A 20,309-nucleotide genomic window follows, 5' to 3' on the forward strand; every position below is an offset into this window, starting at 1 on the left:
GCCATTACCACCGCGAAGGCTCTAGGGCGCCATTCGCGGGAAAAATTCCCGATCATGAACTGTAAAGTCTTAGATACACTTCACAGAAATTTTCGGCTCAACTTTGGTGCGTGCAGGCCGATACCCGCTCTAAGCCTTGCGGAAGAACAACATGAGAAACAATCAGCCAGTCACTCAACGCGAACGTACTTTCCCCGCCCAGCAACGCCTGATCTCGACCACGGACAGCAAGGGTGTGATCACCTATTGCAACGAAGCCTTCACCGATATCAGCGGCTACAGCCGTGACGAGCTGATCCGCTCGCCGCACAACCTGGTGCGCCACCCGGACGTCCCGCCTGCCGTCTTCGCCCACATGTGGACGACCCTGAAGAAGGGCCGCCCGTGGATGGGCATCGTCAAGAACCGCTGCAAGAACGGTGATCACTACTGGGTCAACGCCTACGTGACGCCGATCTTCGAAGGCAGCCAGGTGGTCGGCTACGAGTCGGTGCGGGTCAAGCCCACCGCCGAGCAGATCCGCCGCGCCGAGGCGCTGTACCAGCGCATCAATGCCGGCAAGTCGGCCATTCCCGGTCGCGATCGCTGGTTGCCCGTGGTGCAGGACTGGTTGCCCTTCATCCTCATCAGCCAGATCGGCTTCATGATCGGGGCCTGGCTCAACTCGCACTGGGGCTTCCTCCTCGCCGCGCTGCTTTCCGTGCCCCTAGGCCTTAGCGGGCTGGCCTGGCAGAACCGTGGCATCAAGCGCCTGCTGCACCTGGCCGAACAGACCACGTCCGATCCGCTGATCGCGCAGATGTACACCGACAGCCGCGGTGCCCAGGCACGCCTGGAGATGTCCATCCTCAGCCAGGAAGCGCGCCTGAAAACCTGCCTGACCCGCCTGCAGGACACCGCCGAACACCTCACCGAGCAAGCCAGGGAAGCCGATGCACTGGCCCACAACAGCTCCGAGGGGCTGGAACGCCAGCGCGTTGAGACCGAGCAGGTGGCCACCGCCGTGAACCAGATGGCCTCGACCACCCAGGAAGTGGCCAGCAACGTGCAACGCACCGCCGACGCGACCCAGGAAGCCAACCGCCTCACCGGCCAGGGCCGCAGCATCACCGCCGAGACCCGCGAGGCCATCGAGCGCCTGTCGCGCGCGGTGGGCGAGACCGGCGAGACCGTTACCCGCCTGGCCCAGGACAGCAACGAGATCGGTGGCGTGGTCGACGTGATCAAGGGCATCGCCGATCAGACCAACCTGCTGGCACTGAACGCCGCCATCGAAGCGGCGCGTGCCGGCGAGATGGGCCGCGGCTTCGCCGTGGTCGCCGACGAGGTGCGCCAGCTGGCGCAGCGCACCGCCGAATCCACCGGGCAGATCCACCAGCTCATCGCCCAGCTGCAGAAGACCGCCGAGGAGGCCGTGCGCACCATGGAGGCCGGTCGCCGCCAGGCCGACGAGGGCGTGGAACGTGTTCTGCAAGCCGACCAGGCCCTGGTGGGCATCAGCGAGGCGGTGGCCAACATCACCCAGATGACCGACCAGATCGCCGCCGCCACCGAGGAGCAGAGCGCCGTGGCCGAGCAGATCAACCAGAGCATCAGCAGCATCGCCCAGCTCGCCGACCAGACCTCCGGCGAGGCCCAGCGCACCGTGCTGCTGAGCGAAGAGCTGACCACCACCGCGCAAGGCCAGTACTCGTTGGTGGACCGCTTCAACCGCTGAGTCAGCGGGCATGAAAAAGGGCGCCTGGGGGCGCCCTTTTCCTTTGCCTGCCGGTTCACTCCATGATCAGGTTCATCACCAGGTGGACCATCAGCTCCTTCTGTCGCGGATCGCTCTGGGCCACCAACAGGGCGATGGCCGCGAGGGCGTTGTCATTGATCTTCAGTTCGCCATCCGTCTTCAGGTGATGTCGGTTTCGCCTCAGGAACCAGATGAACAAGAAGGCTCCGATGCGCTTGTTGCCATCGGTGAAGGGGTGGTTCTTGATCACCATGTACAGCAGGTTGGCCGCCTGTTCCTCGATGCTCGGGTAAAGGAACTGCCCGCCGAAGGACTGCACGATATTGCCCAGCAGCCCCTCGAAGCTGTCGTCCTTCGGCTGGCCGAACAGCTCGCTGGCCTCCCCCCTGTGCATCAGGTCGGCCTTCAGCGCGGCGATGCATTCGGCGGCCTCGCCCGGCTCGATCACATAGCGGATGTCTTCGGTGAAACCATCGCGGGCAAGGCGTTCGCCGTCGAACTGGTTGAGCAGCAGGAAGGTACGCGCATAGCCGGCGATGACGCTCACCAAACCACGCGCCTCGGTCAGGCTGGCCCGATCCACCAGGCCGTCACGGAACAGCGTCAGGGTCTTCTGCAACTGCCCGATACGCGCCTGCTGCGCCTCCAGCCTTCGCCGGTTGAGGCTGTAGCCCTGGAGCAGGTGCTCCTTGAGCACGCCGTTGGCCCAGATGCGGAAACGCGTGCCCTGGGTCGACTTGACGCGATAGCCGACCGAGATGATGACGTCGAGGCTGTAGTGCGACGTGTCATAGAACTTGCCGTCCGCGGCAGTTATCCGGAAATCCCGGATAACTGCCGACTCGCTCAGCTCCCCCTCACGGAAGATATTGCGGATGTGCTCGCTTATGGTTCGTACGTTCTTGTCGAACAGCTCCGCCATCTGCCGCTGGGTCAGCCAGACGGTCTCCCCCTCCATGCGTACCTCGGTAACGCTTTCCCCTTCCCGCTGGTAGATCAGGATCGGCAGGGTTTCCTGCAAGGCATCCATATCGTCGCCCTTCCTTGTGGTGATGGACTCCGCAGTCTGCTTGCACCCTGCCGGGTGAGTGGCTCGCCGGCCTATCAGGAACGTCCCTGTTCTGGCGTCCTGGCTCCGACGCCACTCAGCTGGACAGGGAGGTCGCCCGCTTCCGCCCCGATTGCCGGTGCAGCCCTGCGCAGGACCAACAGGTAGGCGATGGAGAGCAGCGCGAGGAACGGCACACCGAATACCAGGGTCATGCGGAACGCCGGCACGAAGGCCGTGGTGACCAGGACCGCCAGCACCAGGCCCAGGCCCAGCAGCGTTCCATAGGGGAAGCCCCACATGCGAAAGGCCAACGGTGCATTGCCCAGGCGCTGGTGATAGCGGCGGAAGCGGTAGTGGGTGAGGAAAATCATCATCCAGGCGAAGAGCGCGCCGAAGATGGAGATGGCCATCATCAGCATGAAGGACTGCTCGGGGAATACCAGGTTGACCAGGGTCGCCAGGGCGATGCCGGTGCAGGAAAGCGCCAGGGCGTTCAGCGGCACTCCGGCCTCGCTCAGCCGGCCCATCGCCTTGGGGGCGTGGCCCGCGCGGGACAGGCTGAACATCATCCGCGTGGTGGTGTACAGCTGGCTGTTCATGGCCGAGAGCGCCGCCACCAGGATCACGAAGTTGATCAAGCCCGTGGCACCCGGAATCCCGACCTGCGCCATGACGCTGACGAAGGGGCTCTGCGCGCCCTGTCCGGACTGGTCCCAGGGCACCATGGCGAGGATCAGCGCGAGGGTGAGCAGGTAGAACACCACCAGCCGCACCATGGTCACCTTGAAGGCCTTCTTCACCGCCTGCTCGGGGTGTTCCGCCTCGCCGGCAGCCACGGCGATCATCTCGATGCTGAGGTAGCTGAAGATGGCGATGATCACCGCGATCCATACGCCCGAAATGCCGTTGGGCATGAAGCCGCCGTGCTCGACGTAGTGGTGGAAGCCGTACTCCGGGTTCTGCCCACCGAACACCAGCCAGGCCCCCAGCAGGATGAAGGCGAGGATGGCGCTGATCTTGATGGCCGAGAACCAGTACTCGAAGTGGCCGAACGCCTTGACGCTGATGGCGTTGGTGAAGATCAGCACCGAGGAGAACAGCAGGATCCACACCCACCCGGCCACGTCGGGGAACCAGTGCTTCATGTACATCGCGATGGCGGTGACCTCCGTTCCCACCGCCAGGACAATGGACGCCCAGTAGGCGTAGCGCACCAGGAACCCCGCCAGCGGGCTGATGTAGAACTCGGCGTAGGCACCGAAGGAGCCGGAGGTGGGATGGGCCACGGTCATCTCCGCCAGGCACCCCATCAACAGCAGCGCGATCAAGGCGCCGAGGGCATAGCTGACGAGCACCCCGGGGCCGGCGAAGCCGATGGCGAAGCTGCTCCCCATGAACAGCCCGGTGCCGATGGCACCCCCGATGGCGATCATGCTCATCTGCGCCGAAGTGAGCTGGCGCTTGAGGCCCTGCTCGCGGGCCGCGATGGCGGCGAATCCAGTCTTGGTGGTCATTTCGTGCCTCGTCCTTATTGTCGTTATGCAGGCGTCAGAGAAGTTGCAGCGGGTATTCGATGATCACCCGCAGTTCGTTGTTGTCTGCGGTATCGGCACGGGCCACCTGCCCGGTTGAGCGGATGCTGGCCTGGCGCAGGCGCACGGACAGGTCCTTGGCCGAGCCGGACTGCACGACGTAGCGCAACTCGATGTCCCGCTCCCAGCGCTTGCCGGCCTCGCCGTAACGCTGGTAGGAGCCCGGCCCCTTGTGATGGCTGTCGTCGATGTGGTCACCGCGGATGTAGCGGGTCATGAAGCCCAGGCCGGGTACGCCGAACAGCGCCAGGTCGAGGTCGTAGCGCAGTTGCCAGGAGCGCTCGTTGGGGGCGTTGAAGTCGAGCACCTGCACCGAGTTGGCGAGGTAGATCGATGTGCCGGGCTGGCGATCGAAGCCCAGGTAGTCGAATGGCTCGTCGCCGCTTACCCGCTGATGCGCCAGGGTCAGGGCATGGGCGCCCTGGCTGTAGCGTGCGGAAGCGGACCAGGCGGTGGTGTCGATCCCGCCCGCCAGTCGCCGCCCCTGGTCACGGGTGCGATAGAGGTTGAAGTCGAAGGTCAGGGCAAGCGCTTCATCCAGCCCCACGCGGTGGTTGGCTCCCAGGTAGTGCTGGCGCCAGACGTCTTCGAACCTTGAGGTGTAGGCGGACAGCCCGGTGCCTTCCGCCGGGGTCCAGTCGAAGCCGGCGTAGTCGACCCGACGCGTTTCCACCTGGGCGAACAGGGCCTTGAGTGCGCCGTCGCCATTGGTGGAGTTGCCGTCGTTGCCGGCGGTGAAGTGACCGGCCTCCAGCAACAGGTCGTCGCGTTCGCGACTGGCCAGCGAGAAGCCGATGGCCATCGGCGCGAACAGCCGTGCGTTGCCGGTGCCGAACACCGGGTTCATCGGTGCCTGGCTGCCGTATTTCAGCTCGCTGCGCGAGATACGCAGCTTCAGCGCCGCGCCGACCTCGCTGTGGTCGTCTTCAGGCCGCCCGGCAGAGTCCAGGGGCAGCAGGTCGGTGCCGGTGCGGGCACGGTTGCTGTCGAGCTTGAGCCCGAGGCTGGCGTACGCATCGACACCGAGGCCCACCGTTCCCCGGGTATAGCCGGAGCTGTAGTCCAGTTGCATGCCATGGGCCCACTCCTCCCGGTAGTTCTGCCCACCGGGGTTGTTGAGCATGTTGCGGTGGAAGTAGAAGTTGCGCTGGGTCAGGACCAGCCGGCTGTCCTCCAGGAAGCCTTCGGCCGGCTCCCCGGACATCGCCTGGGGGCTGAGGGACGCACAGAGCAAGGCACACGCCATTGGGAAACGGGATTTCATCATCATCGACCTCTTCTTGTGGTTATGGGCTCGAGGCTGGGCGCCCTCCCCGGGCGCCCGGTTGGGTTCAGGTCACCTGCTTGCGGGTCATGAAGCGCTCTGCGCGCCAGGCATCGCTGTCGAGCACGTCAACGAGCGCCTCGGCGGCATCCCAGACATCGGTGAAGCCGGTGTAGAGCGGGGTGAAGCCGAAGCGCATGATCCGCGGCTCGCGGTAGTCGCCGATGACGCCACGGTCGATGAGCGCCTGGATCACGGCGTAGCCCTCGGGGTGCTCGAAGCTCACGTGGCTGCCGCGGCGGGCGTGTTCCATCGGCGTCACCAGGGTCAGCGGGTGCTCGCCACAACGGGCGCGGACGCGTTCGATGAAGAGGTCGGTCAGTGCCAGGGACTTCTCCCGCAGGGCCTGCATGTCGGTCTTCTCGAAGGCCTCCAGGCCGCACTCCACCATGGCGAGGGAGGTGATCGGCTGGGTGCCGCAGAGGTAGCGGCCGATCCCCGGGGCCGGCTCGTAGCGGGCCTCCATGCCGAACTGGCGGACATGGCCCCACCAGCCCGTGAGCGGCTGCCAGACCAGCTCGCGCAGGTGCGGGGCGACCCAGACGAAGGCCGGCGAGCCTGGACCGCCGTTGAGGTACTTGTAGGTGCAACCGATGGCGTAGTCGGCGCCGGAACCCTTGAGGTCGACCGGCACCGCGCCGGCCGAATGGCAGAGGTCCCAGATGGTCAGCGCACCGCACTCGTGTGCCAGCGCCGTGAGCGCGGCCATGTCGTGGAGGTGGCCGGTCTTGTAGTTCACCTGGGTGATCAGCGCGACGGCGGTGTCGGTGCCGATGGCCGCGGGCATCTCCTCCGGTGCATCCACCAGGCGCAGGCTGTAGCCCTGCTGGAGCATGTCGGCGAGGCCTTCGACCATGTAGATGTCGGTGGGGAAGTTACTGCGTTCGGTGACGATCACCTTGCGCGACGGGTCGCGCTCGGCCTGCACACGAAGCGCTGCCACCAGCACCTTGAAGAGGTTGATGGATGTGGTGTCGGTGATGACCACCTCGTCCTCGCCCGCGCCGATCAGGCGAGCCAGCCGGTTGCCCAGGCGCTCCGGCAACGCGCGCCAGCCGGCGCTGTTCCAGCTGCCGATCAGCCCTTCGCCCCACTCCTTCTCCACCACTTCGCGGGCCCTCTGCAGCGCGGGCCTCGGCCGGGCGCCGAGGGAGTTGCCGTCGAGGTAGATCACGCCTTCGGGCAGGACGAATTCCTCGCGCAAGGGGCCGAGGGGGTCGCGGGCATCGAGGGCCAGGCAGTCTTCTCTTGTAGTCATGTCGATTCCTAGGCAGGCAGGCGACGCAGCACGGCGCGAACCGGGCTGGCATCGAGATGGGTGAATTTGAGCGGGAGGGCGATCAGTTCGTAGTCGCCCGGAGCGACGTCATCGAGCAGCAGGCCTTCGAGGATCGCCATGCGCCAACGGCGAACGGCCTGGTGCGCATCGAGCGTCTTGCTGTCCTGGGGGTCCAGCGACGGCGTGTCGATACCCACCAGGCGCACACCGTGGCGGGCCAGCAGTTCGACGGCCAGCGGATCGATGGCCGCGAAGGCCTCGGGCCAGCTATCGAGAGGCGCTTGCCGCCAGGTGCGGATCAGGACCCGGGGCGGCAGCTGGTGAAGATGCGGTTCCAGTTGCGCAGGCCGTACCAGGCCGCCGGCATCCAGGCAGTGGATGACCCGGCAAGGGCCGAGGTAGGGCGCCAGGTCGACGTCCCCGATCGCCGCACCGGACGCGTCGTAGTGCAGCGGTGCATCGGCATGGGCGCCCGTGTGGGGCGACAGGGTGATGCGCCCCACGTTGACCGGGCAGTGCTCGTCGATGTGCCAGCAGCGTTCCTCCTGGAAGGGCGTATCGCCCGGCCAGGTTGGCGTGCTGGCGTCCAGCGGTGGACTGATGTCCCAGAGGGACTGGCCGTCTTGCATGATCGGACTCCCGTGAAAGGAGGATGATCATGGGTCAGGGGCCGAAGAATGTTCGTGCTATCTTCGTCCCGAAAGCGGCACTTATTCGAAGATAATTTCGCCAGACAACAGTTCACTGAAAGAATATTCAATGACCCTGGATACTACCGATCTGCGCCTCCTCCTCTGCCTCCAGCAGAACGGACGCATCAGCAACCAGGAACTGGCGGAGAAGGTCGCGCTCTCGCCCTCCGCCTGCTTGCGTCGGCTACGCAACCTGGAAGACGGTGGGGTGATCCGCGGCTATCGACCGCTGCTGGATGCCGAGCGCCTGGGAATCGAGCTGGATGCCCTGGTGCACCTTTCCATGCGCCAGGACGAGGATGGCTGGCACGAGCGCTTCATGGAGCAGGTACAGAGCTGGCCCGAGGTGGTGAGCGCCTTCATCGTCACCGGCCACAGCAACTATGTGCTGCGGGTCCAGGCGCGCAACCTGAAACAGTTCTCCGACTTCATCGTCAACCGCCTGAACCGCGCCCGGGGCGTCACCGACATCCGCTCCGAGATCATCCTGCAGCAGATCAAGGATGGCGGCGGCGTGCTCGACCTACTCGTCGCGCGAAAGTAGCGCGCACTCAACTCGCCAGGAAGGCCGCCACGGCATCCGCGGCGCCGTCCATGTGCTGCTCGTGGGTCAGGCCCGACGCCTTGAGGGGCTTGAGGTCATGGTCGCCTGCGACCAGCCAGTGCAGATGGATCGACGGGGATAACGCGTAGCCGGTGACGGCAGGGCGGTCGCCAAGGGCATCGCGCTCGCCCTGGACGACCAGGGTCGGGGTCTTCAGCTCGGCCAGGTGGGCGACCCGGGGCTTCTCCGGTTTACCGGCCGCATAGAAGGGATACCCCAGGCAGACCAGCGCATCCGCGCCCAGCTCATCGGCCACCAGGCTGGCCATGCGACCGCCCATGGACTTGCCACCGATGGCCAATCGCCCCGTGACGTGCTGTCGCACCTCGGCATGCACCGCCCGCCAGTGATCGAGCAATTGCCCCTGCGGATTGGGCGGGCGTCTGCGCCCGTCGTCACGCCGCGCCGCCATGTAGGGAAACTCGAAACGCACCACCGCTACGCCCCGCGTGGCGAGCTTCTGCGCCATTTCCTCCATGAAGGCGCTGTCCATCGGCGCCCCGGCACCGTGGGCCAGTATCAGGGTGTTCTTCACAAGGCCTGAAGGCCTGCTCCACAGCAGCATCGGGAAATCTCCGGTGGGCGGCGTCTGTTGATCCAAATCAATAGCGCCAGTAAGGGCTTTCACCATGCTTCGCACGCAATTCCAAGAAACCGTGTACGGAAGCCCACAAACATGAACACAGCAGTCAGTACCGCCTACAACTACAAGGTGGTCCGCCAGTTCGCCATTATGACGGTGGTCTGGGGAATCGTCGGGATGGGGCTCGGCGTTCTCATAGCTGCCCAGCTAGCCTGGCCGGAGCTCAACTTCAACCTGCCCTGGACCAGCTTTGGCCGCTTGCGACCCTTGCACACCAACGCGGTGATCTTCGCGTTCGGTGGTTGCGCATTGTTCGCCACCTCCTACTACGCCGTCCAACGCACCTGCCAGACCCGCCTGGTCTCGGACAAGCTCGCCGCCTTCACCTTCTGGGGTTGGCAGCTGGTGATCGTCCTGGCCGCCGTGAGCCTGCCGCTGGGCTTCACCAGCTCCAAGGAATACGCCGAGCTGGAATGGCCGATCGACATTCTCATCACCATCGTCTGGGTCTGCTACGCCGCCGTGTTCTTCGGCACGGTGATGAAGCGCAAGACCAAGCACATCTACGTGGGCAACTGGTTCTTCGGTGGCTTCATCCTCACCGTGGCCATCCTCCATGTAATCAACAACCTGGAGATCCCGGTCACCCTGACCAAGTCCTACTCGCTCTACTCGGGCGCGACCGACGCGATGGTCCAGTGGTGGTACGGCCACAACGCCGTGGGCTTCTTCCTGACCGCCGGCTTCCTCGGGATGATGTATTACTTCGTGCCGAAGCAGGCCGGTCGCCCGGTCTACTCCTACCGCCTGTCCATCGTCCACTTCTGGGCGCTGATCGCGGTCTACATCTGGGCCGGCCCGCACCACCTGCACTACACCGCGCTGCCGGACTGGGCTCAGTCCCTGGGCATGGTGATGTCGCTGATCCTGCTGGCGCCGAGCTGGGGCGGCATGATCAACGGCATGATGACCCTCTCGGGCGCCTGGCATAAGCTGCGCGACGATCCGATCCTGCGCTTCCTGGTGGTCTCCCTCGCCTTCTACGGCATGTCCACCTTCGAAGGCCCGATGATGGCCATCAAGACCGTCAACGCCCTCTCCCACTACACCGACTGGACCATCGGCCACGTGCACGCCGGCGCCCTAGGCTGGGTCGCCATGGTGTCCATCGGCTCGCTGTACCACCTGATCCCGAAGGTGTTCGGCCGCGAGCAGATGCACAGCGTCGGCCTGATCAACGCCCACTTCTGGCTGGCCACCATCGGCACCGTGCTCTACATCGCCTCGATGTGGGTCAACGGCATCGCCCAGGGCCTGATGTGGCGCGCGGTGAACGAGGACGGCACCCTGACCTACTCCTTCGTCGAGGCACTGGAAGCCAGCCACCCCGGCTTCGTGGTGCGCATGATCGGCGGCGCGATCTTCCTCAGCGGCATGCTCCTCATGGCCTACAACACCTGGCGCACCGTGAAGGCTGCCAAGCCGGCCGAATACGACGCCATCGCCCAGATCGCCTGAGGAATCGATAGATGAAAAAGCATGAAGTCATCGAGAAGAACGTCGGCCTGATGGCGTTGTTCATGATCCTGGCCGTCAGCATCGGCGGTCTGGTACAGATCGTCCCGCTGTTCTTCCAGGACGTGACCAACACCCCGGTCGAAGGCATGAAGCCCTACACCGCGCTGCAGCTGGAAGGACGCGACATCTACATCCGCGAAGGCTGCGTCGGCTGCCACTCGCAGATGATCCGCCCCTTCCGCGCCGAGACCGAGCGCTATGGCCACTACTCCGTCGCCGGCGAAAGCGTCTGGGACCATCCCTTCCTGTGGGGCTCCAAGCGCACCGGCCCGGACCTGGCCCGGGTTGGCGCCCGCTACTCGGACGACTGGCACCGCGCGCACCTCTACAACCCGCGCAACGTAGTACCGGAGTCGAAGATGCCGGCCTACCCGTGGCTGGTGGAGAACAAGCTCGACGGCAAGGACACCGCCGCCAAGCTCAGCGCCATGAAGACCCTGGGCGTGCCCTACACCGACGAGGACATCGCCGGTGCCTCCGAGGCGGTCAAGGACAAGACCGAGATGGACGCCCTGGTCGCCTACCTGCAGGTGCTCGGCACCAGCCTGAAGACCAAGAGGTAAGGCGCCATGGACGTTGGAATACTGCGCGGCCTCGGCACCTTGCTGGTGCTGGTCGCGATGATCGGGGTGTTCTGCTGGGCCTACAGCGGCCGCCGCAAGGCTGACTTCGAGCAAGCCTCGCTGCTGCCCTTCGGCGACGACGCCAAGCCCAGCCTGCAAGACCGGAATGTTTCTAGGAGCACACACGAATGACCACTTTCTGGAGCTGGTACATAACCCTGCTCACCCTCTTCACCCTGGTGGCGCTGCTCTGGCTGGTGTTCGCCACCCGCAAGGGCGAGGCCAAGGGCACGGTCGACAAGACCATGGGCCATGCCTTCGACGGCATCGAGGAGTACGACAACCCGCTGCCCAAATGGTGGTTCATGCTGTTCGTGGGCACCATCGTCTTCGCCATCGGCTACATGGTGCTCTACCCCGGCCTGGGCAACTGGACCGGCCTGTTCCCCGGCTATGAAGGCGGCTGGACCCAGGAGAAGCAGTGGCAGCGCGAGGTCGACAAGGCCAACGCCCAATACGGCCCGATCTTCGCCAAGTACTCCGCCATGCCGCTGGAAGCCGTGGCCCAGGATCCGCAAGCCCTGAAAATGGGCGGCCGCCTGTTCGCCACCTACTGCTCCATCTGCCACGGTTCGGACGCCAAGGGCGCGGTCGGTTTCCCCAACCTGGCCGACAGCAGCTGGCGCTGGGGCGGCGACGCCGAAACCATCAAGGTCACCATCCTGCACGGTCGCATGGCTGCCATGCCGGCCTGGGGTGAAGTACTGGGTGATGAAGGCGTGAAGAACGTCGCCGCCTACGTCCGCCAGGACCTGGCCGGCCTGAAGCTGCCGGACGATGTGAAAGCCGACGTGGAAGCCGGTAAGGCCCTGTTCGCCACCACCTGCACCGCCTGCCACGGCCAGGAAGGCCACGGCACCGCAGCCATGGGCGCCCCGGACCTGACCCAGCCGGCCGCCTGGATCTACGGCTCCAGCCTGGCCCAGCTGCAACAGACCATCCGCTACGGCCGCAACGGCCAGATGCCTGCCCAGGAGCAATACCTCGGCCAGGACAAGGTGCACATCCTCGCCGCCTACGTGTACAGCCTGTCCCGCAAGGACGGGGAGAAAGTAGCCAGCGAGTGATCCGAACCGGCGACGCAAGGAGGCGTCGCCACACCGCCCGGACCGAAAGGCACCGGACGGAGCCGCGCAAAGGCAGCCCGACGCGAGAAGGGCAACACGGGCACAGGGATGTGTCCACCCCTCAAGATCCCTCCCCACTCCCTCCTTATATATAGTGCGACCCAATGTCGCACCCGTCCCGACCAGTAGCCTTCCCCCCGAAAGCCCATCGACTAAGCTGCTCGATAATCCTCACCCGTCATGAGGGCAAGGCGATTCCCCCCTCCCGCCCCGGCTCGAAGTGCTGTCTCGGCCACCGGACGAACCGGCTGGAATCCTTGTCCAGAGGGCCCTGAAAGGGTGTTTGTGTCGGCATGTGTCGTTGCAATGACTACCCTCTTTCTCCATACTTGCGCCGCTTTTTTGTCCCCGAAAAACTCCATTAACCGTGGAACCCCTAGCATGAGCACAGCAATCAGTCAGACTGCTTATAACTATAAGGTGGTCCGCCAGTTCGCCGTTATGACGGTGATCTGGGGGGTCATTGGGATGGGTCTAGGCGTGTTCATCGCCGCACAACTCGTGTGGCCGGAACTCAACCTGAACCTTCCGTGGACCAGCTTCGGCCGTCTGCGCCCCCTGCATACCAACGCGGTGATCTTCGCCTTCGGTGGTTGCGCCCTGTTCGCCACGTCCTACTACGTGGTGCAACGTACCTGCCAGGCTCGCCTGATTTCCGATGGGCTGGCAGCCTTCACGTTCTGGGGCTGGCAAGCCGTGATCGTGCTGGCAGTGATCACACTGCCTCTGGGTTACACCTCCTCCAAGGAATACGCCGAACTCGAGTGGCCGATCGACATCCTCCTGGCTGTCGTCTGGATCACCTACGCGGTCGTGTTCTTCGGCACCATCGTCAAGCGCAAGACCAAGCACATCTATGTGGGCAACTGGTTCTTCGGCGCCTTCATCCTGGTGACCGCACTGCTGCACATCGTCAACAGCATGGAAATCCCGGTCTACGCCTTCAAGTCGTACTCCGTGTACTCCGGCGCGACCGACGCGATGATCCAGTGGTGGTACGGCCACAACGCCGTGGGCTTCTTCCTGACCACCGGCTTCCTCGGGATGATGTACTACTTCGTGCCGAAACAGGCCGAGCGTCCGATCTACTCGTATCGCCTGTCCATCGTGCACTTCTGGGCGCTGATCACCCTGTACATCTGGGCCGGCCCGCACCACCTGCACTACACCGCTCTGCCGGATTGGGCCCAGTCCCTGGGCATGGCGATGTCCCTGATCCTGCTGGCTCCGAGCTGGGGCGGCATGATCAACGGCATGATGAGCCTGTCGGGGGCCTGGCATAAGTTGCGCAGCGACCCGATCCTGCGCTTCCTGGTGGTCTCCCTGGCCTTCTACGGCATGTCCACCTTCGAAGGCCCGATGATGGCCATCAAGACCGTCAACGCCCTTTCCCACTACACCGACTGGACCATCGGCCACGTACACGCCGGCGCTCTGGGCTGGGTCGCGATGATTTCCATCGGTTCCCTGTACCACCTGATCCCGAAAGTGTTCGGTCGCGAGCAGATGCACAGCGTCGGCCTGATCAACGCCCACTTCTGGCTGGCCACCGTCGGCACCGTGCTCTACATCGCCTCGATGTGGGTCAACGGCATCACCCAGGGCCTGATGTGGCGCGCGGTGAACGAAGACGGCACCCTGACCTACTCCTTCGTCGAAGCACTGGAAGCCAGCCACCCCGGCTTCATGGTCCGCGCACTCGGCGGCGCCTTCTTCGTCACCGGCATGCTGCTGATGGCCTATAACACCTGGCGCACCGTGCGTGCCGCCAAGCCGTCCGAATACGAAGCCGCCGCGCAGATCCCGCAAGGAGCTCACTAATAATGAAGTCGCATGAATTAGTTGAGAAGAACGTAGGTCTGCTGGCGCTGTTCATGGTCATCGCCGTGAGCATCGGTGGCCTGGTGCAGATCGTTCCGCTGTTCTTCCAGGACGTGACCAACACGCCGGTCGAAGGCATGAAGCCGCGCTCCGCGCTGGAGCTGGAAGGCCGTGACATCTACATCCGCGAAGGCTGCGTCGGCTGCCACTCGCAGATGGTCCGCCCCTTCCGCGCCGAAACCGAGCGCTACGGCCACTACTCCGTCGCCGGCGAAAGCGTCTGGGACCACCCCTTCCTGTGGGGCTCCAAGCGTACCGGCCCGGACCTGGCCCGCGTAGGCGGCCGCTACTCCGACGACTGGCACCGCGCGCACCTCTACAACCCGCGCAACGTGGTACCGGAATCGAAGATGCCGGCCTACCCCTGGCTGGTGGAGAACAAGCTCGATGGCAAGCACACCGCGGCCAAGATGGAAGCTCTCCGTACCGTAGGCGTGCCCTACACCGACGATGACATCGCCGGCGCCAAAGACGCAGTCAAGGGCAAGACCGAGATGGACGCACTGGTGGCGTTCCTTCAAGGCCTGGGCACCTCGATCAAGAACAAACGGTAAGCACGATGGATATCCAGACTGTCCGCGGACTGGGAACCATCCTGGTGTTCGTCGCCTTCATCGGCGTCGTGCTCTGGGCGTACAGCAGCAAGCGCAAGGGCAGCTTCGACGAAGCTGCCAACCTGCCCTTCGCCGACGACAAGCCAGCGAACACCAAGAGCGATGAAGAAGCTTCGAGGAGTAAGAGCGAATGACCACGTTCTGGAGTTGGTACGTAACCCTGCTCACCAGCGCCACACTGGTGGCGCTGACCGTGCTGATCTTTGCCACCCGCAAAGGCCAGCGCCAGGAAAGCACCGAAGAAACCGTCGGCCACGCCTTCGACGGTATCGAGGAATATGACAACCCGCTGCCCAAGTGGTGGTTCATGCTGTTCGTCGGCACCCTGATCTTCGCCGTCGGCTACCTGGTCCTGTACCCGGGCATGGGCAACTGGAAAGGCATCTTCCCCGGTTACGGCGAAGTCACCGAAGGCAAGGCCTTCGCTGACGGCCAGCCCGGCTGGACCGGTGTCCACCAGTGGGAAAAGGAAATGGACAAGGCCGACAAGCAATACGGCCCGCTGTTCCAGAAGTACGCCGCCATGCCGATCGAGGAAGTGGCCAAGGACGAGAAAGCCCTGAAAATGGGTGGTCGCCTGTTCGCTTCCAACTGCTCGGTCTGCCACGGCTCCGACGCCAAGGGCTCCTACGGCTTCCCCAACCTCACCGACGCCGACTGGCGCTGGGGTGGCGAGGCCGAGACCATCAAGACCACCATCCTCGGCGGCCGTCACGGCGTGATGCCGGCCTGGGGCGAAGTCATCGGCGAGCAAGGCGTACGTGACGTCGCCGCGTTCGTCCGCGTGACCCTGGATGGTCGTGACCTGCCGAAGGACTCCAATGCGAATCCGGAAGCCGGCAAGGCGATCTTCGCTGCCAACTGCGTGGCGTGCCACGGTCCGGAAGGCAAGGGCACCCCGGCGATGGGCGCTCCGAACCTGACCCACCCGGGCGCGTTCATCTACGGCAGCACCTTCGCCCAGCTGCAGCAGACCATCCGTTACGGTCGCCAGGGCTCCATGCCGGCTCAGGAAGAACACCTGGGCAACGACAAGGTCCACCTGCTCGCCGCTTACGTCTACAGTCTGTCGCACAAGAACGCCGCAGAAACCGAAAGCAAGTGACACAAAGCCTGCCATGCGCGACGCACTGTCGCACATGGCAGGCCGCCATCGGGCGTACCATATGCGGCAGGCAACAAGATCCCGTTCGGCAAGCATCGATCGGGGCAAGCCCCAACCGCCGTGGTATGAGTAGATGAGCGAACAGATCCCCGTCCAGAACATTACCCCTCCCCCGGCCAAGAGCGGTGCAAGCGCCGACCTCTACGCCAGCCGTGAAAAGATCTACACCCGCGCCTTCACCGGCATCTTCCGCAACCTGCGCATGGCAGGTGGCGCGCTGCTCTTCCTGCTTTATTTCGGCACCGTCTGGCTGAGCTGGAACGACCGCCAGGCCGTCTGGTGGAACCTGCCCGAGCGCAAGTTCTACATCTTCGGCGCCACCTTCTGGCCCCAGGACTTCGTCCTCCTGTCCTGGCTGCTGATCATCTGCGCCTTCGGCCTGTTCCTCATCACCGTCTTCGCCGGTCGCGTCTGGTGCGGCTACACCTGCCCACAGAGCGTCTGGACCTGGATCTTCATGTGGTGCGAGAAGGTCACCGAGGGCGACCGCAACCAGCGCATGAAGCTGGACAAGGCCCCCATGAGCGGCGCCAAGCTCATGCGCAAGTCGGCCAAGCACAGCCTCTGGCTGCTGATCGGCTTCGTCACCGGCATCACCTTCGTCGGCTACTTCACGCCCATCCGTGAACTGGTATTCGACCTCTTCACCGGCAATGCCGATGGCTGGGCCTATTTCTGGGTCGGCTTCTTCACCCTCGCCACCTACGGCAACGCCGGCTGGCTGCGCGAGCAGGTGTGCATCTATATGTGCCCATACGCTCGCTTCCAGAGCGTGATGTTCGACAAGGACACCCTGATCGTCTCCTACGATCCGCGTCGCGGCGAGTCCCGTGGCCCGCGCAAGAAGAACGTCGACTACAAGGCCCAGGGTCTCGGCGACTGCATCGACTGCACCATGTGCGTCCAGGTCTGCCCGACAGGCATCGACATCCGCGACGGCCTGCAGATCGAGTGCATCGGCTGCGCCGCCTGTATCGACGCCTGCGACAGCATCATGGAGAAGATGAACTATCCCAAGGGCCTGATCAGCTACACGACCGAACACAACCTGAACGGGCAGCAGACCACCCTCCTGCGCCCGCGGCTGATCGGGTACGCTGCCGCCCTCGTCGCGATGATCGGCCTGTTCGGCTACGCCGTGGCCGCCCGCTCTCTGGTGGAACTGGACGTGATCAAGGATCGCGTGCTGTATCGCGAGAACGAGCAGGGCCGCATCGAGAACGTCTACACCCTCAAGGTCATGAACAAGTCCCAGAAGGACCAGGTCTTCGTGATCGAAGCCGATGGCCTCGACGGCCTCGTCTACGAGGGCAAGAGCCAGGTCATGACGGAAGCCGGTGAGGTGCTGTCGGTACCGGTGGAGCTGTCCATCGACCCCGAGAAGCTGCCCTCCAGCACCAACACCATCGTATTCCGGGTCCGCTCGGCCGACGATCCCAGCATCACCACCGACGCTGACAGCCGCTTCATCGGCCCCAGCGTCCGCTGAAAAACGAGATCCCCATGCAGTCCGAATCTCCCGCAAGCCCCTGGTACAAGCAACCCTGGCCCTGGTTCATCCTCGGCCTCCTCGGCACCTCCGTGGTGCTGGGCACCTCCATGCTGGTGATCGCCATCAAGAACCCGCCGAGCCTGGTGGTCGACAACTACTACGACGTCGGCAAGGGCATCAACACCTCGCTCGAGCGCGAGGAGCTGGCCAAGCGCCTGGGCATGAAGGCCCAGGTGCGCCTGGACGACCAGAGCGGCGTGGTCCAGGTCACCCTGAGCGGCAACAGCCACCCGCAGCAACTCGTCCTCAGCCTGCTCTCCCCCACCCAACAGGAAAAGGACCGCCGCGTCGTCCTGCAGCCACAATCCGGCGACCTCTACAGCGGTCACCTGGAAGACTCGGTCAGCGGCCGCCGCTTCGTCGAACTCATCGGCCAGGAAGACGGCCAGGACTGGCGCCTGTTCGAGGAGGAAACCCTCGAGAACGGCAGCGTGACCCTGCTGGGCGAATAAGCACGCCCCATGTCCGCCCCCCTCTCCTGCTACCACTGCGGCCTGCCGGTGCCTGCCGGCAGTCCTTACGAGGCCCGCGTTCTCGGTGAGACGCGGGCCATGTGCTGCCCGGGCTGCCAGGCGGTGGCCGAAGCCATCGTCGCCGGCGGACTGGAAAGCTACTACCGCCACCGCAGCGAGACCGCCGCCAACCCCGATGCCCTGCCCAGCGTGCTTCCCGATGAACTGGCGCTGTTCGATCGTGAAGACGTGCAGCGCCCCTTCGTCCAGCACCAGGGCGAACTCAGCGAGACCAGCCTGCTGATCGAGGGCATCAGCTGCGCCGCCTGCGGCTGGCTGATCGAGAAACACCTGCGCACCCTGCCCGGAGTGGACGAGGCGCGCCTCAACCTGTCCAACCACCGCCTGCAGGTGCGCTGGTCCGACAGCCAGCTGCCCCTCAGCGAGCTGCTCAAGGAACTGCGCCGCATCGGCTACGCCGGCCACCCCTACAAGGCCGATGACGCCGCCGAGCGCCTCGCCGCCGAGAACAAGCGCGCCATGCGCCAGCTCGGTGTCGCCGGCCTGCTGTGGATGCAGGTGATGATGGCCGCGATGGCCACCTGGCCCGAATTCAACATCGACCTGAGCCCTGAACTGGACAAGATCCTGCGCTGGGTCAGCCTGTTCCTCACCACCCCCATCGTCTTCTACTGCTGCGGCCAGTTCTTCCGCGGGGCCCTGCGTGACCTGCGCACCCGCCACCTGAGCATGGACGTCTCGGTGTCCCTGGCCATCGGCGGCGCCTACGTCGCGGGCATCTGGTCCACCGTCACCGGCATCGGCGAACTGTATTTCGACGCCGTCGGCATGTTCGCGTTGTTCCTCCTCGCCGGCCGGTACCTGGAGCGGCGCGCCCGCGAACGCACCGCAGCGGCCACCGCGCAACTGGTCAATCTGCTCCCCGCGTCCTGCCTGCGCCTGGACGACAGCGGCCAGAGCCAGCGCATACTCCTCGGCGAGCTGACCGTGGGCGACCGCGTCCTGGTGCCGCCGGGCGCCTTGATGCCCGCCGACGGCCTGATCCTCGAAGGCCAGTCCAGCGTCGACGAATCCCTGCTCACCGGCGAGTACCTGCCCCTGCCACGCGGGCGCGGCGACACCGTCACCGCCGGCACGCTCAACGTCGAAGGTCCCCTGACACTGGAAGTCCAGGCGCTCGGCGACCAGACCCGCCTCTCCGCCATCGTGCGATTGCTGGAACGCGCCCAGGCAGACAAGCCGCGCCTGGCCGAACTGGCCGACAAGGTCGCGCAATGGTTCCTGATCATCGTCCTGCTGGCGGCCGCCATCGTCGGCCTGGCCTGGTGGCAGATCGACCCGTCGCGGGCCTTCTGGATCGTTCTCTCGCTACTGGTCGCCACCTGCCCCTGTGCGCTCGCGCTGGCAACGCCCACCGCACTGACCACCGCCACCGGCAGCCTGCACAAGCTCGGCCTGCTGCTGACCCGCGGCCATGTGCTGGAAGGGCTGAACCAGATCGACACGGTGATCTTCGACAAGACCGGCACCCTCACCGAAGGCCGCCTCACCCTCAGTGCCATCCACCCCCTGGGCGGGCTCGACAACGACGCCTGCCTGGCCCTGGCCGCGGCCCTGGAGAACCGCTCGGAGCACCCCATCGCCCGTGCCTTCGGTCGTGCCCCTCGTCCTGCCGAGCAGGTGGAGAACGTACCCGGCAAGGGGCTCGAAGGCCGGGTGGACGGGCGCCGCCTGCGCATCGGCCAGGCGGCGTTCGTGGCCGAGCTGGGCGGCTGGCCTGCGCCGGATATTCCCGGCAACAACGGTCAATGGCTGCTGCTCGGCGACGAGCGCGGCCCGCTGGCCTGGCTGGTGCTGGACGACCGCCTGCGCGAAGACGCCCCGCTGCTGCTCGACGCCTGCCGCGCCCGTGGCTGGCAGGTGATGCTGCTGTCCGGCGACAGCTCGCCGATGGTCGGAGAGATCGCCCGCCGCCTCGGCATAGACGATGCCCGTGGCGGCCTCAGCCCCGACGCCAAGCTCGAGGTATTGCGCGAGCTGCACCAGCAGGGCCGCCGCGTACTGATGCTGGGTGACGGCGTCAACGACGTCCCCGTGCTCGCGGGTGCCGACATCAGCGTCGCCATGGGCAGCGCCACCGACCTGGCCAAGACCAGCGCCGATGCGGTGCTCCTCTCGAACCGCCTGGAGAGCCTGGTCCAGGCCCTCACGGTGGCCAGCCGCACGCGCCGCATCATCATCCAGAACCTGGCCTGGGCGACCCTGTACAATGGCCTGGTCCTGCCCTTCGCGGCGCTGGGCTGGGTCACCCCGGTCTGGGCCGCGTTCGGCATGTCGGTCAGCTCGCTGCTGGTGGTGATCAACGCCCTGCGGCTGGCCAGAAGCTAGAGGCCGGCAGGGGCCCCTCCCCTACCGGCCTTCCGCCAGGTTCCC

19 protein-coding genes are annotated in these 20,309 nt (G+C 65.1%); 13 read left to right on the forward strand and 6 right to left on the reverse strand.

Annotated features, from left to right (window positions below; translation table 11 throughout):
• Positions 1-151: 151 nt before the first annotated feature.
• The gene (locus tag DMX10_RS06830) at positions 152-1,717 is read left to right on the forward strand and encodes a PAS domain-containing methyl-accepting chemotaxis protein (protein ID WP_111260386.1); all 1,566 of its coding nucleotides are present in this window, start codon (positions 152-154) and stop codon (positions 1,715-1,717) included.
• 55 nt (positions 1,718-1,772) lie between these two features.
• Here the strand turns inward: DMX10_RS06830 and rhuM are convergent, their stop codons facing one another.
• The 5 genes from rhuM to kynB all read right to left on the reverse strand — a co-directional run bounded on the left by rhuM (position 1,773) and on the right by kynB (position 7,613).
• Positions 1,773-2,768, reverse strand: a complete 996-nt coding sequence (rhuM, locus tag DMX10_RS06835) for a virulence protein RhuM/Fic/DOC family protein (RefSeq protein ID WP_111260387.1) — start codon at positions 2,766-2,768, stop codon at positions 1,773-1,775.
• Positions 2,769-2,842: 74 nt separating this feature from the next.
• The gene (locus tag DMX10_RS06840) at positions 2,843-4,303 is read right to left on the reverse strand and encodes an amino acid permease (protein WP_111260388.1); all 1,461 of its coding nucleotides are present in this window, start codon (positions 4,301-4,303) and stop codon (positions 2,843-2,845) included.
• A 34-nt stretch (positions 4,304-4,337) separates the two neighbouring features.
• On the reverse strand, positions 4,338-5,645 hold the full coding sequence (locus DMX10_RS06845) for an OprD family porin (RefSeq protein WP_371921678.1): 1,308 nt from the start codon (positions 5,643-5,645) through the stop codon (positions 4,338-4,340).
• Positions 5,646-5,712: 67 nt separating this feature from the next.
• Positions 5,713-6,963 carry a kynureninase gene (kynU, locus tag DMX10_RS06850; protein ID WP_111260390.1) on the reverse strand — a complete coding sequence of 417 codons (1,251 nt, stop codon included), beginning with the start codon at positions 6,961-6,963 and terminating at the stop codon, positions 5,713-5,715.
• A gap of 8 nt (positions 6,964-6,971) precedes the next feature.
• The gene (gene kynB, locus DMX10_RS06855) at positions 6,972-7,613 is read right to left on the reverse strand and encodes an arylformamidase (RefSeq protein ID WP_021222185.1); all 642 of its coding nucleotides are present in this window, start codon (positions 7,611-7,613) and stop codon (positions 6,972-6,974) included.
• 130 nt (positions 7,614-7,743) lie between these two features.
• Between kynB and DMX10_RS06860 the strand changes: the two genes are divergently transcribed.
• The gene (locus DMX10_RS06860) at positions 7,744-8,220 is read left to right on the forward strand and encodes an Lrp/AsnC family transcriptional regulator (RefSeq protein ID WP_021222186.1); all 477 of its coding nucleotides are present in this window, start codon (positions 7,744-7,746) and stop codon (positions 8,218-8,220) included.
• A 7-nt stretch (positions 8,221-8,227) separates the two neighbouring features.
• Here the strand turns inward: DMX10_RS06860 and DMX10_RS06865 are convergent, their stop codons facing one another.
• Positions 8,228-8,845 carry an alpha/beta family hydrolase gene (locus DMX10_RS06865; protein ID WP_111260391.1) on the reverse strand — a complete coding sequence of 206 codons (618 nt, stop codon included), beginning with the start codon at positions 8,843-8,845 and terminating at the stop codon, positions 8,228-8,230.
• Between the two features lie 111 nt (positions 8,846-8,956).
• On the opposite strand from DMX10_RS06865, the gene ccoN (DMX10_RS06870) reads away from it, so the two are divergent.
• The 11 genes from ccoN (DMX10_RS06870) to DMX10_RS06920 all read left to right on the forward strand — a co-directional run bounded on the left by ccoN (DMX10_RS06870) (position 8,957) and on the right by DMX10_RS06920 (position 20,264).
• A complete protein-coding gene (gene ccoN / locus DMX10_RS06870) occupies positions 8,957-10,381 on the forward strand; it encodes a cytochrome-c oxidase, cbb3-type subunit I (RefSeq protein ID WP_111260392.1) in 1,425 nt (474 codons plus the stop codon).
• A gap of 11 nt (positions 10,382-10,392) precedes the next feature.
• A complete protein-coding gene (gene ccoO / locus DMX10_RS06875; protein WP_021222189.1) occupies positions 10,393-11,004 on the forward strand; it encodes a cytochrome-c oxidase, cbb3-type subunit II in 612 nt (203 codons plus the stop codon).
• A 6-nt stretch (positions 11,005-11,010) separates the two neighbouring features.
• Positions 11,011-11,196, forward strand: coding sequence for a cbb3-type cytochrome c oxidase subunit 3 (locus DMX10_RS06880; RefSeq protein WP_111260393.1), 186 nt, complete (start codon positions 11,011-11,013; stop codon positions 11,194-11,196).
• The gene (gene ccoP / locus DMX10_RS06885) at positions 11,193-12,131 is read left to right on the forward strand and encodes a cytochrome-c oxidase, cbb3-type subunit III (protein ID WP_111260394.1); all 939 of its coding nucleotides are present in this window, start codon (positions 11,193-11,195) and stop codon (positions 12,129-12,131) included. Before DMX10_RS06880 ends, ccoP (DMX10_RS06885) begins: the two co-directional genes overlap by 4 nt.
• A gap of 441 nt (positions 12,132-12,572) precedes the next feature.
• The gene (gene ccoN / locus DMX10_RS06890; RefSeq protein WP_111260395.1) at positions 12,573-14,012 is read left to right on the forward strand and encodes a cytochrome-c oxidase, cbb3-type subunit I; all 1,440 of its coding nucleotides are present in this window, start codon (positions 12,573-12,575) and stop codon (positions 14,010-14,012) included.
• Positions 14,013-14,014: 2 nt separating this feature from the next.
• On the forward strand, positions 14,015-14,626 hold the full coding sequence (ccoO, locus tag DMX10_RS06895; protein WP_111260396.1) for a cytochrome-c oxidase, cbb3-type subunit II: 612 nt from the start codon (positions 14,015-14,017) through the stop codon (positions 14,624-14,626).
• Between the two features lie 5 nt (positions 14,627-14,631).
• Positions 14,632-14,820: a cbb3-type cytochrome c oxidase subunit 3 gene (locus DMX10_RS06900; RefSeq protein ID WP_111260397.1), complete on the forward strand. Its 189-nt coding sequence runs from the start codon at positions 14,632-14,634 to the stop codon at positions 14,818-14,820.
• Positions 14,817-15,791, forward strand: coding sequence for a cytochrome-c oxidase, cbb3-type subunit III (gene ccoP / locus DMX10_RS06905; RefSeq protein ID WP_111260398.1), 975 nt, complete (start codon positions 14,817-14,819; stop codon positions 15,789-15,791). Before DMX10_RS06900 ends, ccoP (DMX10_RS06905) begins: the two co-directional genes overlap by 4 nt.
• Positions 15,792-15,924: 133 nt before the next feature.
• Positions 15,925-17,340: a cytochrome c oxidase accessory protein CcoG gene (gene ccoG / locus DMX10_RS06910; protein ID WP_111260399.1), complete on the forward strand. Its 1,416-nt coding sequence runs from the start codon at positions 15,925-15,927 to the stop codon at positions 17,338-17,340.
• 14 nt (positions 17,341-17,354) lie between these two features.
• Complete coding sequence (locus tag DMX10_RS06915) at positions 17,355-17,855, forward strand: FixH family protein (RefSeq protein ID WP_111260400.1); 501 nt, start codon at positions 17,355-17,357, stop codon at positions 17,853-17,855.
• Between the two features lie 9 nt (positions 17,856-17,864).
• On the forward strand, positions 17,865-20,264 hold the full coding sequence (locus DMX10_RS06920; protein ID WP_111260401.1) for a heavy metal translocating P-type ATPase: 2,400 nt from the start codon (positions 17,865-17,867) through the stop codon (positions 20,262-20,264).
• The last annotated feature ends 45 nt before the right edge of the window (positions 20,265-20,309 follow it).

This window comes from Pseudomonas sp. 57B-090624 (genome assembly GCF_003234055.1).
GTDB classification, from domain to species: Bacteria; Pseudomonadota; Gammaproteobacteria; order Pseudomonadales; family Pseudomonadaceae; genus Metapseudomonas; species Metapseudomonas tohonis.